Genomic DNA, 19,003 nt, shown 5'->3' on the forward strand with positions numbered 1-19,003 from the left:
GGCGGCCGTCCGCGTCAGGCGGTCGCCGTCAGGAAGGCCTGCGGGCTGCTCTCGCCGAGCACGGCGTCGGCCTCCCGCACCGTGCGGGAGTGGAGCGTGAAGCCCGCCTCCGCCAGCAGTCCCGCCATGGCCTCCGGCTGCCGCCGCCGGAAGTCCAGTGCCACCGGATGCCCCCACGGATCCGTCAGCCGCCGGTCCGTGTCCCCCGCCTGGAAGGCGAGCAGCAGCCGCCCGCCCGGCCGCAGCACCCTGTGGAACTCCGCGAACAGCGCCGGCAGCCGGTCGTCGGGCGTGTGGATGGACGAGTACCAGCACAGCACCCCGTCCAGCGCGCCGTCCGCGAGGTCCAGGTCCAGCATCGAGCCCGCGAGGAAGCGCAGGTCCGGGTTCTCCCGGCGGGCGACGGCGAGCATCGACTCGGACAGGTCGAGCCCGAAGACGGACAGACCGAAGCCGGCCAGCCGCGCGGTGACCCGGCCGGGCCCGCACCCCAGGTCGGCCACCGCGCCGCCCTCGCCGACCAGCTCCGCGAACGCGGCCAGCAGGGCCCGCTCCAGCGGCCGGTCGGCCAGATCGGTACGGAAGTGGTCGGCGTAGTCCTCGGCGACCGTGTCGTAGAAGGTGCGGGTGGCGGCTAGGAAATCGGCAGTCATGGCGCGGCACGCTAGCGGCCGCCACTGACAACGCCCTCCGTCCCGGCCGGGCCCCGGAAAAGGGCAGGAGCCCCGTCGCCGGAAGGCGCGGGGCTCCTTGGGTACTGCACTCAGTCTGAGATCAGACTTGTGGGTGTCTGGATCAGTGAGATCAGACGGGGGTGACGTTCTCCGCCTGCGGGCCCTTCGGACCCTGCGTGACGTCGAAGCTCACCTGCTGGTTCTCCTCGAGCGAGCGGAAGCCGCTCGCGTTGATCGCGGAGTAGTGAACGAAGACGTCCGGGCCGCCGCCCTCCTGGGCAATGAAGCCAAAGCCCTTTTCGGCGTTGAACCACTTAACGGTTCCGGTAGCCATAAGCCCTCCTTGGGCCCAAAAGGGTCGCCCTGCTCCAGAACCTGCAAGTGTGAAAACAAGCTAAGTGCCGCACAACTGCATACGTCTGAAAACGACGAGAGCCTGCGGTTACATGCTCCGCAGGCTCTGTACTGCAAGGGAAACCAAACTGCAACTTGCGGCGAGCGTAGCATGTGGGCAGCCGAAAGCAACAGAGGCCAAGATCACGTCACCCGGACGTTTGAACGGCCTCGGAAGTGGGTTGACGTCAGGGCGGTCTCAGCACCGTACCTCATGGGGTCTAGTCTCGCGATGTGGACAATTCTCGCACCCGGCCGCGCGTCGGCCACATCCAGTTCCTGAACTGCCTCCCCCTCTACTGGGGGCTCGCGAGAACCGGCACCCTCCTCGACTTCGAGCTGACCAAGGACACCCCTGAGAAGCTCAGCGAGCAGCTGGTGCGCGGCGACCTCGACATCGGGCCCATCACCCTCGTGGAGTTCCTGCGCAACGCCGACGACCTGGTCGCCTTCCCGGACATCGCCGTCGGCTGCGACGGCCCGGTGATGTCGTGCGTGATCGTCTCGCAGGTCCCGCTGGACCGGCTGGACGGCCGCCGGGTCGCCCTCGGCTCGACCTCGCGCACCTCGGTCCGCCTGGCCCAGCTGCTGCTCGCCGACCGCTACGGCGTCCAGCCCGAGTACTACACCTGCCCGCCCGACCTCAGCCTGATGATGCAGGAGGCGGACGCGGCGGTGCTCATCGGCGACGCGGCCCTGCGCGCCAACCTGCTGGACGCCCCGCGCTACGGCCTCCAGGTGCACGACCTCGGCGCGCTGTGGAAGGAGTGGACGGGCCTGCCGTTCGTCTTCGCGGTCTGGGCGGCGCGCCGCGACTACCTGGAGCGCGAGCCGCACCTCACCCGCGAGGTGCACGGCGCCTTCCTCGACTCCCGCAACCTCTCCCTGGAGGAGGTCGCCAAGGTCGCCGAACAGGCCGCCCGCTGGGAGGCCTTCGACGAGGCCACCCTGGCCCAGTACTTCACCACCCTGGACTTCAGCTTCGGCGCGCCGCAGCTGGCCGCCGTCGAGGAGTTCGCCCGCCGGGTCGGCCCGACGACCGGATTCGCGGCGGACGTGCGGGTCGATCTGCTTCAGGCCTGACAGGCAATAGGCTGCTGCCCGGACTTACTGGGGGGTGGGGACATGCAGCCGCTCGCGGGTGACGAACCAACGGTTGTCGGGCCGTACCGGCTGCTCGGCCGGCTCGGCTCCGGCGGCATGGGCCGCGTCTATCTGGGCCGTTCGGCCGGCGGCCGGTCCGTCGCGGTGAAGATCGTGCATCCGCACTTCGCCCTGGACGAGGAGTTCCGGGCCCGTTTCCGCCGGGAGGTGGCCGCCGCCCGCCGGGTCGGCGGCGCCTGGACGGCGTCCGTCCTGGACGCCGACCCGGAGGCGCCGGTGCCCTGGGTCGCCACCGCCTACGCGGCGGGCCCGTCCCTCACCGCCGCCGTCGTCGACGGCGGCCCGCTGCCCGCGCACACGGTACGGGCCCTGGGCGCCGGCCTCGCCGAGGCGCTGGCCGCCGTCCACGAACTGGGCCTGGTGCACCGGGACGTGAAGCCGTCCAACGTGCTGCTGACCCTCGACGGCCCGCTGCTGATCGACTTCGGCATCGCGCGCGCCACGGACGGCACCGCCTCGCTCACGTCGTCCGGCGTCTCCATCGGCTCGCCCGGATACATGTCGCCCGAGCAGATCCTCGGCAAGGGCGTCACGGGTGCCGCGGACGTCTTCTCGTTCGGCGCGGTGCTGGCGTTCGCCGCGAACGGCGCACCGCCCTTCCCCGGCGACTCCTCCGCCGCCCTGCTCTACAAGGTCGTCCACGAGGAACCCGAACTCGGCGCGCTGGCCGGTGAGCTGCGCGAGGTCGCCGAGGCCTGCCTGGCGAAGGACCCGACGGCCCGGCCGGCCCCCGCCGAGGTGGCCCGTCGGCTGGCCCCGGAGGGAGCCGCCCGGCTGATGTCCGGCGGCTGGCTGCCGGGGCCGCTGGTGGAGCGGGTCAGCCGGAGCGCGGTGGCGGTGCTGAACCTGGAGGCGACGGGAGCGACGGGAGCGGCGGAGGCCGCGGTGGCGGCGTCCGGGACGGTGGCGCTCGGGGCGCCGTCGCGGGAGGCGCCCGCGGCTGCCTCGACGGACGTCCCCGGGGGCGCCTCGACGGACGTTCCCACGGGTGCCTCGACGGGCGTCCCCGCGGGTGCCTCGACGGGCGTCCCCGCGGGTGTTCCCGCGATGGCGGGGGTGTTCGGGCCGCCGCCCGCGGTGCCGCCCGCGGCCGTACCCGAGCCCCGGGACGCCGTACCGCCGGAAAAGGTCTCGGTGAGCGTGGCCGCGACCGCCGTGCCGGCGGGGGAGGACGGGCGCGGGCGGCGGGTGAGCTGCACGGTGGCGCTCGCGGTCGCCGGAGCGCTGGCGGCGGTGACCGTCGGCGCGGGGTTCCTGCTGCGGCCGTACCTCGGCGACGACGGCGGACCGAGCAGCGGCGCCGGCACCTCGCCGACGGGCTCGTCGTCGGTGTCGTCCGCTACGTCCTCTTCGCCATCCGCCTCGCCGTCCGGGTCGGCGGGCGGGCCCGTCCCGGCCGCCTACCTGGGTACCTGGGAGGGCTCCGCCACCGCCCTGGACGGCAACCTGCCCGTCGGCACCTTCCGGGTCACCGTCCGGCAGGCCAGGACCGGCCAGGAGCTGGGCCGGCTGCGCCAGACCGACCAGCTGGGCGGGGTCTGCACGGACGTCCTCACCCTCAGATCGGTCACCGCCGAGAAGATCGTCGCGACCTCGAAGGGCGCCGAGGGCAACCACGACGGCTGCGACCCCGACCCCGTCACCGTGTACCTGACCCCGAGCGACGGCGAACTCCTCTACACCTCGGACAGCTCGGCGGAGGGCAACCCGGTGTCGGTGATGTCGAGGACGGGGGACTGAGCCCCCGTCCCACGGCCGCCGCTACTGCGGAGTGGTCACCGTGACGTGCTCCCCGCTGCCCAGGTGCAGCATGCCCTTGCCGGGCGTGACGGGCCCGCCCACCATGTTCCGGGTCGTCCGGATGCCGATCAACTCGCCGGAACCGGACTCCTGCGGGGAGAGCAGGATGCCCCGGCGGGCCTTCTTCGCGTCGACCTGCCAGCCGGAGAAGCCGTCGCAGATCTCGTCCTCGTCACCGGCGATGACCACGGCGAGGCCCTCCTCGGCCCCGCGCTCCACGATCCGCTTGAAGACGTCCTCGGCGTCGCAGTCGTCCAGCACCTCGGCGTCGTCGACCAGGACGACGATCGGCTCGGCCGGCGACGCCGACGCGAGCACCTCCGTCAGCTCGTCCTCGTCGACGTCCCGGCCGGTGAAGACCTTCAACACACCCTCGTGGCCCTCAAGTTCACGCAGCGGCGACATCCGTGGCGCGGCCACGACGATCCGCACGCCGTTGGCCAGATAGGAACGGGCGAAGCCCAACAGGCTCGTCGAACGGCCGGACTTGGCCGGTCCGCCGATGACGAACGCCGGCACGCCCTGCGCCAGGTCCGGTCCGAAGGCGGTCAGTTCGTCGCCACCGACACCTACCAGCGCCCACAGCGGCGAGGCGGCCGCGGCCGGGTCCCGCATCGCCCAGGCGTCCTCGAAGGAGATCCGGCCGGGCAGCACGTCCACCCGGAACGGCCGCCGGGAGCGCGGCACCCCGGCGTCCCTGGCCTGTGCCGCCTCGCCGATCTCGGCGATCGCCGCGTTCTGCCCCTGGCCGCTGGTGTCCTCGGACAGCAGCGCGAACTGCGTCTCGGCGGCCGTCTCGCCGCGGAAGGCCCGGCCCGGCGGGATCTCCTCGGGCACCTTGCGGGAGTTGATGTCCAGCATCGAGAAGTCGGCCCGGTCGGCGAGCCGCAGACCGTACTTGTCCTCGGTGAGGGAGGAGATCCGGCCCGCCAGGATCTGCCGGTCGCCGGTGAGGACGAGATGGATGCCGACGCTCGCGCCCTCCCGCATCATCACCATGATCTGGTCGGTGAGGTCGCCGTGGTTCAGTTCACCGAGGGTGGGCAGCCAGCCCTCCCAGCGGTCCAGGAGCAGCACGATGTGCGGCAGCCGCTCCGCCTCCGCGACGGCGCCCCGCTGCTCGCCGATGTCCGCGAACCCCTTCTCGGCCAACAGCTCCTGACGGCGCCCGAGTTCACCGCTGAGACGGGCCATCAGCCGCTCGACGCGCTCGGTCTGGTTGCGGCCGACGACCGCCCCGCAGTGCGGCAGCCGGGTCAGCGCGTTGAGCGCGCCGTTGCCGCAGTCGATGCCGTACAGATGCACGTCCGCACAGGAGTTGGTGCGGGCCAGCGAACCCGCGATGGTGCGCAGCACCTGGGAACGTCCGGTGCGCGGCGCACCGGCGACGATGAGGTGCCCGAAACCGGCGAAGTCGACGGCGACCGCACGGCGTGCCTGTTCACCGGGCAGGTCCTCGACACCGTACGGGGCGGCGGGCAGCGCGCCCCGCGCCCGCACGGCCGGCACGTCGTCCAGCAGCAGCATGTCGTCGAGGGCGGGCAGCCACGGCGAGTGCTGGGCCGGGATCGCCAGCGCGGTGTTCGCCTCGCGCACCGCGTCCACCAGCACCTTCAGGTCCGTGATCTCGTCGTCCTCCCTGGCCTCGGACTTCGGCTTGCGCAACGCCGCCCGCCCGAGGTCCTGCCAGGACAGCGCCCCGGCCCAGGGCGCCAGGGTCGCGGGGTCGGCCGCACCGGGCCGCCGGCCGCCGACCCGGCCCGACTGGAACGGGATCAGCGAGGCGTGCCCGAGCCGCACGTACGCCCGGCCCGGCGTGCTCTTCGCGATGTGCCCGGCGTCGGGCGCGTCGATGACGTCGGTCGACTCGCCCGCGTCGGTCACCCGCAACGCGATCCGCAGGTTGGTGTTGGCGCGGATCTCGGGCGACACCACGCCCGAGGGCCGCTGGGTGGCCAGCAGCAGGTGGATGCCGAGGGACCGGCCCCGCTGGGCGATGTTCACCAGGCCCGTCACGAAGTCCGGGAGGTCGCGCACCATGGACGCGAACTCGTCGATGACGATGAGCAGTCGGGGCACCGGCGGGTGCGCGGGATTGCGGCGCACCAGGTCCTGGTAGTCCTCGATGTCCTTGGCGTCGGCGGCGGCCAGGATGTGCTCACGGCGCTTCAGCTCGGCGCCCAGCGACTCCAGCGCCCGCTCCACGAGGTGCGCGTCGAGGTCGGTCACCATGCCGACGGTGTGCGGCAGCTTCACACAGTCCTTGAACGCCGAGCCGCCCTTGTAGTCGACGAGCACGAAGGTCATGTTCTCCGGCGTGTTCGCCACCGCCAGCGCGGCCACGATGGTCTGCAGCAGCTCTGACTTGCCGGAACCGGTGGTTCCGGCGATCAGGCCGTGCGGCCCGTCCCGCCGGAGGTCGATGCCGAACGGGCCGTCGTAGGACTCCCCGATGACCGCCATCGTCGACTGCCCGCCCATCCGCCAGCGGGCGGCGATCGCGTCCCGGCTCGGCGGCTCCAGCTGGAGCACGTCGAGCAGCCGGCTGGCGGCGGGCAGCGCCGAGTCCTCGGCCTCGCCGCTGATGTCCCGCAGCGGGGAGAGCGAGCGGGCGAGCCGGGCGCACCAGGCGGGGGAGACGAAGTCGGGCCGGACGTCCCGCTTGCGCAGCGCCCCGCTCTGCTCGACCCGCAGCCGCAACCCCAGGTCCTGCGGGGCCTGTTCCGCTCCCCGGTGAGCCTGCTGGGCCTGCGGGTGCCAGGCCTGGAAGGACGGGAAGCCGCCGGCGGCCTGCTGCGCCACGGCCGCCGCGGGCGTCTCCTCGGCCGCCACCGGCTCGGCGACGACGACACCCTGGCACTCGCCCGGCAGGAACCGCTCCTCCTCGTCCAGGCAGATGGACCGCAGGGCCACTCCCGGCCCCTCCTTCAGCAGCCGCACCACACCCGGCATCGACCGCAGCCGCCGCGAACCGTCCCACACGATCACCACGTCCGGGTCGGCGAAGGCGGGCCCGTCCGTCTTGTTCCGGCCGCCCTGCTGCAGGGCCTTCTGCCGGGCGTCGAGGATCTGGGTCAGCTCACCGACGCGGGCCGCGACGGTCTCGGAGTCGGTGCCGATCAGCACGTTCACGTCCTGGCCGCCGCCGGGACGAGAGTGCGGCAGCCAGCGCACCCAGTCCCAGCGGCCGCCGGCGTCGTTGTCGGTGAGGACGTAGAACTGCACGTCCATCGGGCTGTGCAGGACGGCGGTCTGCGCGACCGCCCAGCGTCCCAGCGCGTGCGCCGCGTCCCCGGGCCCGGCGACGCCGACGACCCCGAGGTCGCGCAGCGACAGGGCGACCGGCGCGTCCTCGATGTACCAGCGGACCTTGCGCTTGTGCTCGTCCTGCTCCGGGTCGTCGAGTTCGACCTCGGAGGGCACCCGCCCGGTGCCGAACCGGATCAGCAGGTGGTCGGCGTCGGTACGGCGCCGCTCCCACAGCCGCGTCCGGGGTCCGGTGCCGTACGTCAGCACGGCCGCGGGATCGGGCACGGCGGCCCGCCGGTCGCTCCGCTCGGTCTTCAGGGCCTCCTGCGCGTCGTCCTCGATCCGGCCCTTGTGCTCCTTGTACTCCTTGAGCTGCTTGGCGTGGGACTTGCGCCCGTGCTTCTTGTCCATGAAGTAGTTGCCGAAGAGCATGACGGGGCTCATCACGGCCATGATCAGGTAGTACCAGCGCCCGAACATCATCACCGAGACGACGGCACCGACGAGCGGCAGCAGCGCCATCAGCCAGGGCAGCGGCCGGGCCTCGTAGTCGCCGGGCGGGTTCGGGAGCGAGAAGTGCGTCTGGTGCTCGGCGGGGCGCAGCCGCGGGGGCCGGTTGTAGTCGAGCCCGGCACCGTCGTCGGACCACTTGAGGGCCGCGTTCGGCGGGGCGTAACCGGTGATCTCCAACAGGCTGTTGCCAAGCGCGAGTTGGGCGCCGAGCGGCCAGTCGCCCTCGCCGTCGAACTCCTCGCCGTCCAGCCGGGCGCCGTCGCCGTGCGTACGCACCTTGCAGGTGCCGTCGATGGCGATCGTGAGGGTGGCGGCGCGGGCGGCCAACTCCGGGTCCTCGATACGGAGATGAGAGGCGGCGCCGCTGCCGATGTCGTACCGCCCGATGCCGAGCCGGTGCACGGCGCCGGCCGCGGGACCGCCGGCCACCCGGAACTCCACGATCCCTGTGGGCTCCCCGAGCACGCATCCGGCCGGATCGTGCAGGCTGACGACGACACCGTCGCGCAGCGGCGAGGCGACGACGGTGGCGGCGGGGTCGAGGGCGTAGCCGTCGACGTACGCGAGAGGGCCGCCCGCCGGGACGGCCGACGTCCCGCGCGGCGCCCCGATGGGTATGACCCGGGCGACCTCGTCACCGTCCGGCCGCCCGAGACCGACCTGACCGGCCAGTTCCCGGGTCACGTCACCGACGGTCGACTCGGGATCGGCGTCGAGCACGACGTCGGCGGTGGCGCCGCCGACCGGGTCCACGACGGTCATACTCAGGCGCACGTCAGTCCTCCTCGCAGGCCCGGCACATTCGGAGTGACCTTAGCCGGACGGCCTTTCACGGGCGCAACGGGATTGCTCCGGTTCACGATTCCCTCGCACGAGGGCCCTGCGGCCCCGTGTCTCCCACCCGTAGGATCTTTGCTCATGGGACGGCCGGGTCAGGACCGGCCGAACCGTCCGAGCAAGCCACGGGGGCGAGCCCTGGGGCGGCCACAACACAACGGGAGGGATGCCGACATGGGCAAGGGCAAAGACACGGACCTTACGTATGCCGAGATGGAGAAGGTCGCCGGCGACCTGATCAAGGACATGCACGAGCTCGAAGACAAGATCAAGAACATCGAGAAGCGTGTCTCGGCACTGGTGGAGGAGGGCTTCACCACCCAGAAGGCCTCGGGAGCCTACGACGACTCCATGAAGGACTTCACCAAGGGCGCCACCAAGACGATCCAGGGCCTGCACGGCCTCTCGGACTTCCTGAAGAAGGCCAAGGAAGCGTACGAGCAGCTGGACGACCAGCTGGCGAAGCAGGCCAAGGGCTGATCGACGCCGATTCGGCGAGGACGGGTTCGCGTCGGTGCGACGGAGCACGTGCTGTGCTCCGTCGCACCCGCTGTCAGGCCTCGGTAGTCCTGGACTCGCCCGGCTGCTGTCGGCGCGCCAGGTACGCGTGCAGTTCGCTGCGTCGCTCTTCGGTCGTCAGCCTGATCCACGAGCCGTCCTTGAACCGCAGGAGCAGCCTGTTGCTGTCGAACTCAGGAAGCGGGTTCGCGATGACGGCGTCCCCGGCCGGAATTTCGTCGACGACCTGGGTGAGGGCGTCGCGGCGGACGGACACGCGCTTGGGCGGGGCGGCCAGCAGGATGCGATTTCCCACAGGTGCAACCAGCCGTTGATGGTGAGAGGAATGGCTGTACCACTGCAAGAGGAAGCGGCCGGCCGCCCCGTTCCAGTCGCCGTCGAAGGTCTTGTCCAAGCCCAGTTCGACGACCGCCGCGTCCCGCCGCTTTCTGTCGAGCCGCGCGGCACGGTGGCGTTCCCGCTCTCCGTCCGTCGACAGCATGCGCTCCACGGCCTCCTCGGCCGCGCCGACGAGACCCAGCAACTTCCCGATGTACAGCAGGGGGGTCCCCAGGACGACACCGAGCACGCCGAGCGGTGGCATGGAGGCAGGGCGCAACGCCCCCGCCTCCGTCGCCCGGTGGACCTCGGCGGGTGGTTGGGGGATCTTGCCGATCGTGCACCAGGCTGCTGCGTCGGGTGTGACGCCTAGTCGGTCCCATATGGTGCGGTCGGTGCTCGTGGACAAAGCCCGTCCCACCTTCCAAGTCGTTTGCCGAGGGAAGTCTCTCGGCAGTGTCTCATGTTCGTGATGGGGGATTTTTCAATGGCGGACAGAATCAGGTACGACCTCGACATGATCAAGGGGTGCTCGCGCACCCTGGGCAAGCTTCACAACGAGTTCGATCAGCATGGGAATCCTGCGGACGGTTATCAGGACGAACTGGGGCACGGTGGTCTGAAGGATGCTTTCGACGAGTTCAGCACCACTTGGAAGAAGACGCGGAAGAAATTGTCCAAGGAACTCAAGAAGCTGGCCGACTACACCGGGGCTGCGGCGCAGAAGTACGACGAGATCGACCACGAGTTGGCGAAGGCCATTGCCGAGAACACGGGGAGAGGAAAGAAGTGAGCAGGCGTTCCAGTGACTGGCCGCCGCTGTGGGACGGAGATCCCACCCCGGGCGATCCTGACGAAGTAGCTGCCCTCGGGCGAAAGTTGCGTCAGATGGCCGACATGATCGACGAGCAGGCGCGAGTGATCAAGGCGCTGTCCTCGGTCGAGGGCTGGGACAGCGACGCGGGTCGTGCTTTCAACGAGATCGCCGACGGTACCGGAGACCGGCTCAAGAAATCCTTCGAGCGATACGACGAGGCGTCCAAGGCGGTGGGCACAAAGGTCGCGGAAGGCGAATCAAGCGAATTCGCAGGTGAGTTGCACCGCGCCCAAGTGAAGGCCGACAAGGCCCTGGCGGATTACCGTGAGGCCAAGTCCGATCACGACCTTGCCGACCGGGAGGCCAAGAAGTTCACGGATAAGTACCTCGTCAGTCAGATACCCGAGGCGGACAGGCCCGAGTACGAGCGCTGGGAGAAGAAGCGCGACGAGGCGCTGCACCGTATCGGCCAAGCACGCAAGGAAGTCAAGGCCGCCCGCGACATCTTCGATGATGCCGGGGAGCGTGCAGCTCGCCGTATCAAGGACGTGGTCCACCATGACGCTGTGCGTGACCCGGGCGGATTCATGAACTGGCTGGCCGACTGGGCTGACATGTTTTCCAACATCTCTGCCATCCTGTCCGTCCTGGCGGTCATCTGCGCGTTCATTCCGCCGCTGGAGGTTTTGGTGCCCATCTTCGCCACCCTTGCGGTGCTCGCCAGCGCGGCTGCCCTGGCCGGACACGCCTACGACATGTCGGTGCGAGGCGGAAAGGTCAACTGGCTGAAGCTCGGCACGGACTTCCTCGGTGTTCTCCCGGGGCTCGGTGCTCTCAAGGGGTTCAAGGCGCTCTCCGGACTCGAAGGAATCGCCAAGCTTCAAGCCTTGGGCAAGCTCGGCACCCTGGGCGAGATCGGCTCCGGCGCCCTCGCCGGTGTCGGTCACAACTTCCTCAACGGCGTAAGCGTGAAACTGACGAACAGGGTCTTGGCCCAAGGGCTCAAGCTGGGCCGGCGACTCAACGTCGGCGGTCTCCCGGAGGAGTTCGTGCCCGTAGGCGGCAAACAGATCACCGGGATCATCAAGGGCAACGGTCTTGCCAGCGCGCTGCACCGGATGTTCAGCGGTGAGAATGGCGGGACCACGGGTTATCGGGAGCCGAAGTCCACGCCGACCCCGGCACCCACCCCCTCGCCGTCGCCCCAGCCTTCGCCGAAGCCGTTCCATGCGGCTCTGGCCGCGTAGCCGCAGCGCCATGACAGCGTTGGACTCAGCGCGAAGGAAGGACGAACCAGGTGGATGACAGGACCGACCTCGGCGAGTGGGACTTCGTCGGCCGCCGGGGTACGGAGCCGGTGCGCATGGTCCCCGCGGCGGTGATCTTCGCGATCCCCAGGGCCGGGACGGAAGCCGAGCGGCTGCGAGAGGAACTCCGCTTCGACTTTTTGGACGACCGAGCGGTTCTTCGGATGCTCCGGCAGCGGCATCAGGACGAGGTCGCGATGTTCAACGCGGGGTTCAAAACCGGGGTTCCTCTGGCGTTCGTCGGCTTCGGCGCGGCGGTGTACTGGGGCGGCGTGGTCCAGTTCTGGGAGTCGGCAGCAGCACGTCTCGCCTATTCGAGCGTAGCCGTCGCACTCGTACTGGCCCTGCTCACCGCCTTCGTGCGCGCTGCCGCGGCGCAGTGGGGCGATCCCGTACGCCAGAATCTTCGAGCCCGCGCCAAGGCATACCGCGAACTTGCCCGCCTCGCGCGCAGAGAAGGGGCGGACATTCCTGCTCACTACCCGCACTACGGCCCTTACCCGTTCGCGGCCACCTTCCGCGCCGAAGCCGACCGGGCGGAGACCAACGAGGAGGAAGGGCTGTCGTGAGCGCCCTAGCAGCAGGGGAGAACGTCCGGAGTTCGATCGGCGGCCCGGGCATCGATGTCCGCTGGATCATGCCGGAGGGGTTCTTCGAGATCCCGATGGACGCGGACACCTTGGACGAGACCGCCGAGCAACTCGTCGAACTGGCCCGTTCCGTGATGCCCGAGGCCACCTTCGAGGTGCAGCTGGAGTGGGCGGTCATGGTCGCCGCGCATTACGACTCGTTCGTCGAGGCCGGGATCCAGTACTCCGGCTTCGTCATGACGGAGGTGGACGGGGACCGCTGCACGGCGACGGTCACCGTCAGCATGATCGACCTGGACGAGAGGGCGGGCACCCGCCCCGTCGCGTTCCTCGGCTCGACGATGCGCCACCTCGACATGGGCCAGGTCGGCGAGATCGAGTTGCCCTGTGGTCCGGCCGTGTCCTGCATCGGCACCCGGAAGGCGAGCCTGCCCGGCAGTCTCACCGTCTCCGGAGCCGACGAACCGGTGGTGACCTCCTTCATCCAGGTCCAGATACCGCTCGACAACGGAACGGTCCTGGTCCTGGAGATGGGCACCCCCACCCCCCAGGCCTGGGACGTCTTCTCGGCCATGTTCGCCGGTGTCGTGAAGAGCGTCCGCCTGTTCGACGAGTCGGGCAGGCCGACGGTGATGCCGGCATGACCACGGAGCCCGACGCCACGGCACCCCCGAGGGACTACCGGCTCCTGGTCCCCCGGGACTGGTTCCGCATCGACCTCACCCAGGAGCGCTGGCGTGCCCAGCTGAAGACGTTCGTGGACCACCAGGCCGAGGGCAAGAACGTATCGGCCGACCTGAGGCAGGAGACCTGGGCCGTCCTGCGCAACACCGCCGAGGCCGGGGTCAGAACGGGTGCGTTGGAGTTCTTCCTGAGGCCGGAGCTGGAGGGCGGCGGTGTTCTTCCCGCTTCGCTCATCGTCTCGCTGATCCCACGCACTCGGGGACTGTCCGCCCGTGATCTTCAGGAGTCGCTCCGGGCGGGGTCGGCGCGGAGCGACGGCTCTTCCCCCGAGATCTCGACCGTCGTCCTGCCCGCGGGTGAGGCCGTCCGGGTCCTCGGCCCGACGACTCTGGACCTCTATGTCCAGATGCCCGGCGGAGTCGGCTACCTGGTTCTGGCGTTCGCGGTGCCGCTCGACGGGGTGGCGGGCCCCATGCGCCGGCTCTGCGAATCGATCGCGGAATCCCTGCGCTGGATCCTGTGAACGGCCGGCCGATCGCGGACCACGGCAAGGTCCGCGTTGTCCCCAGGTGATCCGGTCCCCTCCGAACGGCGGGCGGACAGCGGCTTTCTGATCCACCCGCCCCCGATCAGCGGTTGACGGCCTGGATCTCCTGGACGGTGATGTCCTGGGTGGTGCCGAACGTGCCGTCGGGCAGGTCTCCGCCCGCGCCGCCGGTGCCCGTCCAGGAGATCTTCCAGGTGATCGTCGCCCGCAGTTCGAAGACTCCGTCACCGGAGGAGTGCAGGTACCTGATTCCGCAGGGCGGCGTACTGTCGGCGTCGCCCTTGGCGTAGGGCCTGCCGATGGACCCGTCGCCGTTGATGGCGCACTCTCCGGAGGCCGGGAAGGTCTCCGCGTCCGCCGTGCCGGGTTCGAGCTTGAGTGCGACCGGCTCGGCGGTGGTCGTCGCCTGGATGCCGAAGCCGGGGACGTCGATGGCCGCCGTGGCCTTGACCTCGTCGAAGACGGCCTTGTCCAGCCAGGCCCACGTCGGCAGGTTCACCTTGGTGGTGGCCTCGGGGGCGAGGGTCACCTTGGTGTCGGGCAGTTGCATGCGCTGGTACGCGAGGGCGGCGAGGATCTCCGGCTTGATCGCCTCCTCGTACCGGGCGGGCGGGGTGTCGCCGTTGTCCACCCAGAAGGGGAGGTCGTTGCAGGAGCCGCGCTTGAGGATGTCGGGCTCGTCAGGGTTCTCGACGGCGGCCCAGAACATCCCCTTGCCGTCCTTCTCGACGTTGTAGTCCTTGTAACCGGGGGTGTCGGTCCAGCCGTAGTCGTCCTCGTAGTGCCGCTGCATCTCACCGATCGCCGCGCCCGCGGTGCCGCCCATGCCGGGCGTGTTCCTGGCGCTGTCGATCTCCCCGGACATCTTCTTCTTGAAGTCCTTGGCACCGAGGTAGGGGGCGTACCAGCAGGGCGGAGGAGTCCAGTTGACGTCGGAGGAGGTGACGTTTCCGGTGCCGCCGGTCTTGGTGACGGCGCCGGAGTAGTGGATGCTCGCGGCGGCGTAGATGCCGGTCTTGTCGGCGCCGCCCTTCGTGCCCGAGTCACCGCCCTTGCCGTAGTCCACCGGGTCCGCAACCGAGTTGGGCGCCGCCAGCATGAGAGCGCCGGTGGCCAGAACGAGGACAGCGGCACACGTGCCGAGGGGCGAAGGCCGCGATTCGTTCACCGGCACTGCCGAGCTCCCGTCTCGACGTACACCTTCGACGCCTGCCAGAGGTTCTCACCCGTGGCGACCTTGACCATGATGATCTTGTAGTACCCGAAGTCCTTGAGGCTGGGCTCGGTCTTCAGGACCTTCCCGGTCTTGATCTCTTTGCCGTAGAACTTGCTCGCGTCCGAGCAGAAGCCGACCTCCACCGAGGTGCCGTTCGGGGCGGAACGGGTGGTGGCGTCGTAGTGGCGGCGGGTACCGGTGGCGGTCCAGCCGCCCTTCATCCACTCGTTGATCTGCACGGTCGCGTAGTGGAGCCCGTCGCCGGTTGCGTACGCGGCCACCGACGCGTCCTTGGTCGAGTGCTTGACGACGCCCCGGTAGATGGAGCGCATGAAGTTCGCGGCGTCCTCCATCGCGGCCGCCTCGTTCTTGTCCTTCGGCTTGGTCCAGTCGAAGACCAGGTTCACGTCCTTGGGCAAGGACACGTCCACGCCGTCCGGCTTGTCCTCCGCCGGTGCGCCCGAGGCGGATGCCGAAGCCGTCGGTGTCTTCGTCGGCCGGTCGGCGCCCGCGATCTTGTCGTTGTCGCCGGCTTTGTCGTCGCCACTGCCGCAGGCGGTCAACAGCAGTGCTGCCGTGGCCGCCAGCGCGGTTACGGCGGGCAAGGTACGGCGCTTCACAGTGATCTCCCCGTGAGACATAAGTCCAGTCAAGAGATCCGACGGTATCGGTGAGGTTCCTGGTTTCGCCACCGCGAACTTCACTGGGAATGGTGATAATTCTGGGCGGATAGGAGCGCGAGGACGTGTGACCTGTGTCCTGAAAGCGCTGGAACGGCGACCATCTCGTTGCTGTGGGCTGAGGTGTGCTGGGTAGGGCGGCCCGTTCGGGACGCCGAGACGCCATCGCCGTTCCCCGCTGTGAACGTAAACCCTCCGGCATGGGAGCCGATATTCGAGTAGGCCGGCTGTTCCATGCAGACCGTTAGGTGCACGGAAACGAACGCAGACCGTCATGGCCTGCTCCTAAGGGGACGCGCTGTCGATGCGTTCCGTCGCCTCCGGGAACGACACGGTGTGAAGGACGGCCGTCACCATGTTGCAGAACTCGTCCCAGTAGTCGATCGCGGCGGTGTCCAGAGTGAAGACGGCCGTGTGGCGTCCCGACGGAAACGGGACGTGCACCTGGATCTGGCCGGTGTGCAGCGTGGTCCGCTCACCGCTGGCCGTGACGTCGGGATTGAGGCTGATCTCCCGCACCGTGATGTTGACGACGGACGGGCCGCAGGGCAGGTCGAGCCAACGCGCGTCGTTCGCCGCGTCGGAGGAAAGGACGGCAAGAATGCCCTGCGCCGCGATGTCGGGGGCGGGATGATCGGTGACGTACGCCGCCACGCTCAGAGAGCAGTGCGCCACTCCACCGGAATCCAGGGAGAACAGACCGAAGGCCGAGTAGGCGACACCGGCGGCCGCCATGGCCTCCGCGACCAGTTCGTAGAACGGCGCCGTCGACTGCCAGAGCGCGTCGTCGCCACCGGGATACACACCCCGTACGAACTCCGCCGTCACTGCAGCACGTTCCTCGTCGGGGATCGCGACAGGCAGGGCGTGGAAACCCTCAGGGACGACGAACGTCATCGGCGGGACGGGGTGTTCAGCCGCGGCTGTCTCCAGCAGGATCGGCTCCGTCACCGGGGGCTGTCCTTCGTGACGTCGTCCGTGCCGTCGGGGGACAGATAGCGAGTGACGGTCCAGACGGTGCCGCTGGAGAGCGGGACCTGTAGTTCGACCATCACGGTGCCGTCCGAGAAGCGTTCCAGAGAAGGCGGTTCGGTGACCGGAAGCATGGTGCCGATCGAGCGGGAGATCTGCAGGGGAGGGGACGCCACCAGGGTGGCGAGGCGCTCGCGCTGCTGCGGCGTGAGGTCGCCCTCCGCCGCAGGCTGCAGTTCGTTCCGGACGCGTCTCACGAGCTTGAGTGCTTCCTGGACCTTCCAACGTGTCCAGGATCCGTCCCCGAAGCGGACTCTGACGTCCGAGACGCCCTCCGAGTACGGCATGCGCTCGATGTCGGCGACCGTGTGGCGGGCAGCCGTCCACAGTTCCTCGGTGGGAGCGGACCCGGCGTCCTTGTCCTCTCCCAGGATGACAAGGCGCTGGTCGGTCAGTACCAGCTCGGTTCGGTACGCCTTGGGCCGGCGGGCGGGGTCGAGCTGCCAGGGGAGGGTCCGCGCCGTGTCGCCGGGAGCCGCCCACATCACGGGAAAGTCATCCACTTCGTTCTCCGGCTCCCGCGGCTTGCCGATGTCGGCCGGCTCGCCGAACAAGGTGCCGCCGGCCGCGCCCGCGTTCGCGATGATGTTGAGGAGGCGAGGAATGCCGAGCAGTGCGATGTCCAAGGCCCGTACTCCGACCCGGTCGGGCTTGCTCCGAGGAGCGAAGCCGGGACCGGGCGGCCAGCCGAGCTGGGCTTCGATGTCGTGCCGCTGGGTGTCGCGGAAGGAACGCAGCCCCGCCACAGGCGGTGCGATCCCGGTCGCGAAGGCCACCTCCACTCGCATGCGCGGAGTTTCCCCGGGGGCCGGATACCAGTCCACAGCCTTGTGTCCTCTCAGTGTGCCTTGGCGGATTCGTGGAAACGATCCCCCAGGTCACCGATGTGCGAAGGCATCGAGAACGCCTTCGGTGCGATCTTGATCACTGAGTCGATGCCTCGCCCCAGCGCGCTCATGGAGTCGATCTTCTTCAGGCCGGGGACGCCACGAGTACCGAGCCACTGGCCGCTGCGGATGTTTTTCTCGGCGACCAGGCTCATCCGGTTCATGATGCCTTCAGCTTTGACGACCCCTCCGGTCTTGGTGCCCCAGAGACCGACCGTCTTGCCCAGCACCGTGAAGTTCTTGGCGCCGGAGACCCCTTTGCCGACACCGATGATGTTCCGACCGCCGGTCTCCAACCCCTGGAAACCAGGGCCGAGCTTTCCCGCACGGGCCACCGCGGTAGCCCCGTCCGCGACCTTGACGCCCTTGCTGAAGGCTCCGATGCCCGGGATGGCCCCCAGCGCGTCGACCCCGATGCTCTTCCAGCCGACGTCGGCCCCCGCTGCCTTGGCCACGAGGTGGGTGACCAGTGCCAGTCCACTGCTGACCACAGCCGCCACGGCGAAGACGGCGCCGAGCGGTTCGAACGGCGCGGTGATGATCGCCAGCACGGTCAGGATGCAACTCAGATCGCCGAGCAGGTCACCGACCAATCTGATCAGATCGGCGTGATCCTTGATCCAGTCGCCGGTTGCGTCCCACGCGTCCGCGACCCCGTGCCCGAGCTTGTCCCAGAAGCCGGGTTCATGGGGCGCGATGTCGCCGGCCTTGTCCAGCTCCTTGCTGATCTGGCGGGCGGCGGCCCGGTAGTCCTCCTCCAACTGGTGTACCTGCTGGATGACGCCGTCCACCGCGCTGGAGGCCCTGCCGAGCTCCATGCTGCCGTCGCTGCCGGCCTTCCCCTGTGCCTTCGCCTTGGCGTCGAGCTTCTCGCCTGCACTCTTCTCCAGCCGGTCCGCCCGATCCTGGAAGTCCTGGAGGTCTCCGGCCCAGCGGTGCAGGGCTCGGGAGGCCTTGTCGAAGGAGTCGTGGCTCTTGCGGACCAGCGGGGTGACGTCCTGGCCGATGTAGTCGGTGAACGCGATCGCGGTCTTGCCTTTCCAGGCGCCGCATTCGATGCGCTCCAGCTCCTGCAGTGCCGTGCCGAGTTCGCCGGCCAGCTTGCCGAGCTGTCGGGCGAGGTCGCGGGTGTCCTCCACGCTCCCCGGTGTGGGGTCCCAGCCTATGTGGGGGAAGGCAGGCCGATGCCCAGCCACGTCACTTGCCCTTCTGCCGCGGAGCCTTGAGGGACTCGGCGAGGTCCAGGTCGAGTTTGCCGAAGCTCTCGCCGATCTTGTCGATCATTTTCACGGCACCCTGGGTGTGCTTGCCGAGCTGCTTGATGCCGTATTCCCAGTCGCCGGCGAAGTCCTGGACGTCTTCGACGAGGTCTTTCTCGCCGACGGCCGTGGCATCCGCGCTGCGGAGTGCGCGGCGGGTGGTCTCCATACGGTCGCTGATCGAGGAGAAGGTCTTCTTCAGGTCCTGGAAGATCGTGTCTTCGAGGCGCAGGTCAGTCATGTTCGGATTCCGGTCTCTTGCGACGGGAGGGATTGCCGAGGCTGTGGAGAGCCCCGCCGCCGATCAGCGGTTCACGGCCTGGACCGCCTGGAGGGGGAGGTCCTGGGCGGGGCCGCAGGTCTCGTCGGGCCGGTCGCCGCCCGCGCCTTCGCTTCCCTGCCGGCTGATGTGCCAGGTGACGGTCGCCTTGACGGGGTGAGCGCGGTGCCCTGACGAGCGCACGTACTCGGTCTCGCCGGGCGGGACGCGATCGGCCGCGCCCCTGCCGTACCTCTC

At 69.5% G+C, this 19,003-nt stretch carries 19 protein-coding genes; 8 read left to right on the forward strand and 11 right to left on the reverse strand.

Annotated elements, in window-relative coordinates:
* Positions 1-14 precede the first annotated feature (14 nt).
* Positions 15-653, reverse strand: coding sequence for a class I SAM-dependent methyltransferase (locus ACIRQ9_RS03370; RefSeq protein WP_404166674.1), 639 nt, complete (start codon positions 651-653; stop codon positions 15-17).
* Between the two features lie 151 nt (positions 654-804).
* Complete coding sequence (locus ACIRQ9_RS03375; RefSeq protein WP_003992177.1) at positions 805-1,008, reverse strand: cold-shock protein; 204 nt, start codon at positions 1,006-1,008, stop codon at positions 805-807.
* A gap of 293 nt (positions 1,009-1,301) precedes the next feature.
* Between ACIRQ9_RS03375 and ACIRQ9_RS03380 the strand changes: the two genes are divergently transcribed.
* Together ACIRQ9_RS03380 and ACIRQ9_RS03385 are read left to right on the forward strand one after the other, a co-directional pair.
* Positions 1,302-2,150 (forward strand): menaquinone biosynthetic enzyme MqnA/MqnD family protein, encoded by an 849-nt coding sequence (locus tag ACIRQ9_RS03380; protein ID WP_404166677.1) that lies wholly within the window; start codon positions 1,302-1,304, stop codon positions 2,148-2,150.
* Positions 2,151-2,192: 42 nt separating this feature from the next.
* Entirely contained in the window at positions 2,193-3,971 is a 1,779-nt protein-coding gene (locus ACIRQ9_RS03385; RefSeq protein WP_404166680.1) for a serine/threonine-protein kinase, read from the forward strand.
* Positions 3,972-3,992: 21 nt separating this feature from the next.
* Here the strand turns inward: ACIRQ9_RS03385 and ACIRQ9_RS03390 are convergent, their stop codons facing one another.
* Complete coding sequence (locus ACIRQ9_RS03390; RefSeq protein WP_404166683.1) at positions 3,993-8,567, reverse strand: FtsK/SpoIIIE domain-containing protein; 4,575 nt, start codon at positions 8,565-8,567, stop codon at positions 3,993-3,995.
* Positions 8,568-8,804: 237 nt separating this feature from the next.
* On the opposite strand from ACIRQ9_RS03390, the gene ACIRQ9_RS03395 reads away from it, so the two are divergent.
* Positions 8,805-9,110 (forward strand): WXG100 family type VII secretion target, encoded by a 306-nt coding sequence (locus tag ACIRQ9_RS03395; RefSeq protein WP_351317920.1) that lies wholly within the window; start codon positions 8,805-8,807, stop codon positions 9,108-9,110.
* A 73-nt stretch (positions 9,111-9,183) separates the two neighbouring features.
* Here ACIRQ9_RS03395 and ACIRQ9_RS03400 read toward each other — a convergent pair whose 3' ends face one another.
* On the reverse strand, positions 9,184-9,876 hold the full coding sequence (locus tag ACIRQ9_RS03400; protein WP_404166686.1) for a hypothetical protein: 693 nt from the start codon (positions 9,874-9,876) through the stop codon (positions 9,184-9,186).
* A gap of 78 nt (positions 9,877-9,954) precedes the next feature.
* On the opposite strand from ACIRQ9_RS03400, the gene ACIRQ9_RS03405 reads away from it, so the two are divergent.
* Genes ACIRQ9_RS03405 through ACIRQ9_RS03425 form a run of 5 tightly spaced genes read left to right on the forward strand, consistent with a single transcriptional unit; the run spans position 9,955 to position 13,388 of the window.
* Positions 9,955-10,260 carry a hypothetical protein gene (locus ACIRQ9_RS03405; RefSeq protein WP_404166689.1) on the forward strand — a complete coding sequence of 102 codons (306 nt, stop codon included), beginning with the start codon at positions 9,955-9,957 and terminating at the stop codon, positions 10,258-10,260.
* On the forward strand, positions 10,257-11,531 hold the full coding sequence (locus tag ACIRQ9_RS03410; protein WP_404166691.1) for a putative T7SS-secreted protein: 1,275 nt from the start codon (positions 10,257-10,259) through the stop codon (positions 11,529-11,531). Before ACIRQ9_RS03405 ends, ACIRQ9_RS03410 begins: the two co-directional genes overlap by 4 nt.
* Before the next feature lie 50 nt (positions 11,532-11,581).
* The gene (locus ACIRQ9_RS03415) at positions 11,582-12,160 is read left to right on the forward strand and encodes a hypothetical protein (RefSeq protein ID WP_404166694.1); all 579 of its coding nucleotides are present in this window, start codon (positions 11,582-11,584) and stop codon (positions 12,158-12,160) included.
* Positions 12,157-12,825, forward strand: coding sequence for a hypothetical protein (locus ACIRQ9_RS03420; RefSeq protein ID WP_404166697.1), 669 nt, complete (start codon positions 12,157-12,159; stop codon positions 12,823-12,825). The genes ACIRQ9_RS03415 and ACIRQ9_RS03420 overlap by 4 nt, the downstream gene beginning before the upstream one ends.
* Positions 12,822-13,388: a hypothetical protein gene (locus ACIRQ9_RS03425; RefSeq protein ID WP_404166699.1), complete on the forward strand. Its 567-nt coding sequence runs from the start codon at positions 12,822-12,824 to the stop codon at positions 13,386-13,388. The genes ACIRQ9_RS03420 and ACIRQ9_RS03425 overlap by 4 nt, the downstream gene beginning before the upstream one ends.
* A gap of 106 nt (positions 13,389-13,494) precedes the next feature.
* Here ACIRQ9_RS03425 and ACIRQ9_RS03430 read toward each other — a convergent pair whose 3' ends face one another.
* The 7 genes from ACIRQ9_RS03430 to ACIRQ9_RS03460 all read right to left on the reverse strand — a co-directional run bounded on the left by ACIRQ9_RS03430 (position 13,495) and on the right by ACIRQ9_RS03460 (position 18,949).
* Entirely contained in the window at positions 13,495-14,511 is a 1,017-nt protein-coding gene (locus ACIRQ9_RS03430; protein WP_404166702.1) for a hypothetical protein, read from the reverse strand.
* Positions 14,512-14,576: 65 nt separating this feature from the next.
* Positions 14,577-15,248, reverse strand: coding sequence for a hypothetical protein (locus ACIRQ9_RS03435; protein ID WP_404166705.1), 672 nt, complete (start codon positions 15,246-15,248; stop codon positions 14,577-14,579).
* A gap of 345 nt (positions 15,249-15,593) precedes the next feature.
* On the reverse strand, positions 15,594-16,259 hold the full coding sequence (locus ACIRQ9_RS03440) for a hypothetical protein (protein ID WP_404166708.1): 666 nt from the start codon (positions 16,257-16,259) through the stop codon (positions 15,594-15,596).
* On the reverse strand, positions 16,256-17,128 hold the full coding sequence (locus ACIRQ9_RS03445; protein WP_404166711.1) for a hypothetical protein: 873 nt from the start codon (positions 17,126-17,128) through the stop codon (positions 16,256-16,258). The genes ACIRQ9_RS03440 and ACIRQ9_RS03445 overlap by 4 nt, the downstream gene beginning before the upstream one ends.
* Before the next feature lie 50 nt (positions 17,129-17,178).
* Entirely contained in the window at positions 17,179-18,366 is a 1,188-nt protein-coding gene (locus ACIRQ9_RS03450; RefSeq protein WP_404166714.1) for an enoyl-CoA hydratase/isomerase family protein, read from the reverse strand.
* Positions 18,367-18,424: 58 nt separating this feature from the next.
* Complete coding sequence (locus ACIRQ9_RS03455; RefSeq protein ID WP_404166716.1) at positions 18,425-18,727, reverse strand: hypothetical protein; 303 nt, start codon at positions 18,725-18,727, stop codon at positions 18,425-18,427.
* Between the two features lie 63 nt (positions 18,728-18,790).
* Complete coding sequence (locus ACIRQ9_RS03460) at positions 18,791-18,949, reverse strand: hypothetical protein (protein WP_404166719.1); 159 nt, start codon at positions 18,947-18,949, stop codon at positions 18,791-18,793.
* Positions 18,950-19,003 lie beyond the last annotated feature (54 nt).

The sequence above is a fragment of the Streptomyces sp. NPDC101237 genome (assembly GCF_044767465.1).
Lineage (GTDB): Bacteria > Actinomycetota > Actinomycetes > Streptomycetales > Streptomycetaceae > Streptomyces > Streptomyces gramineus.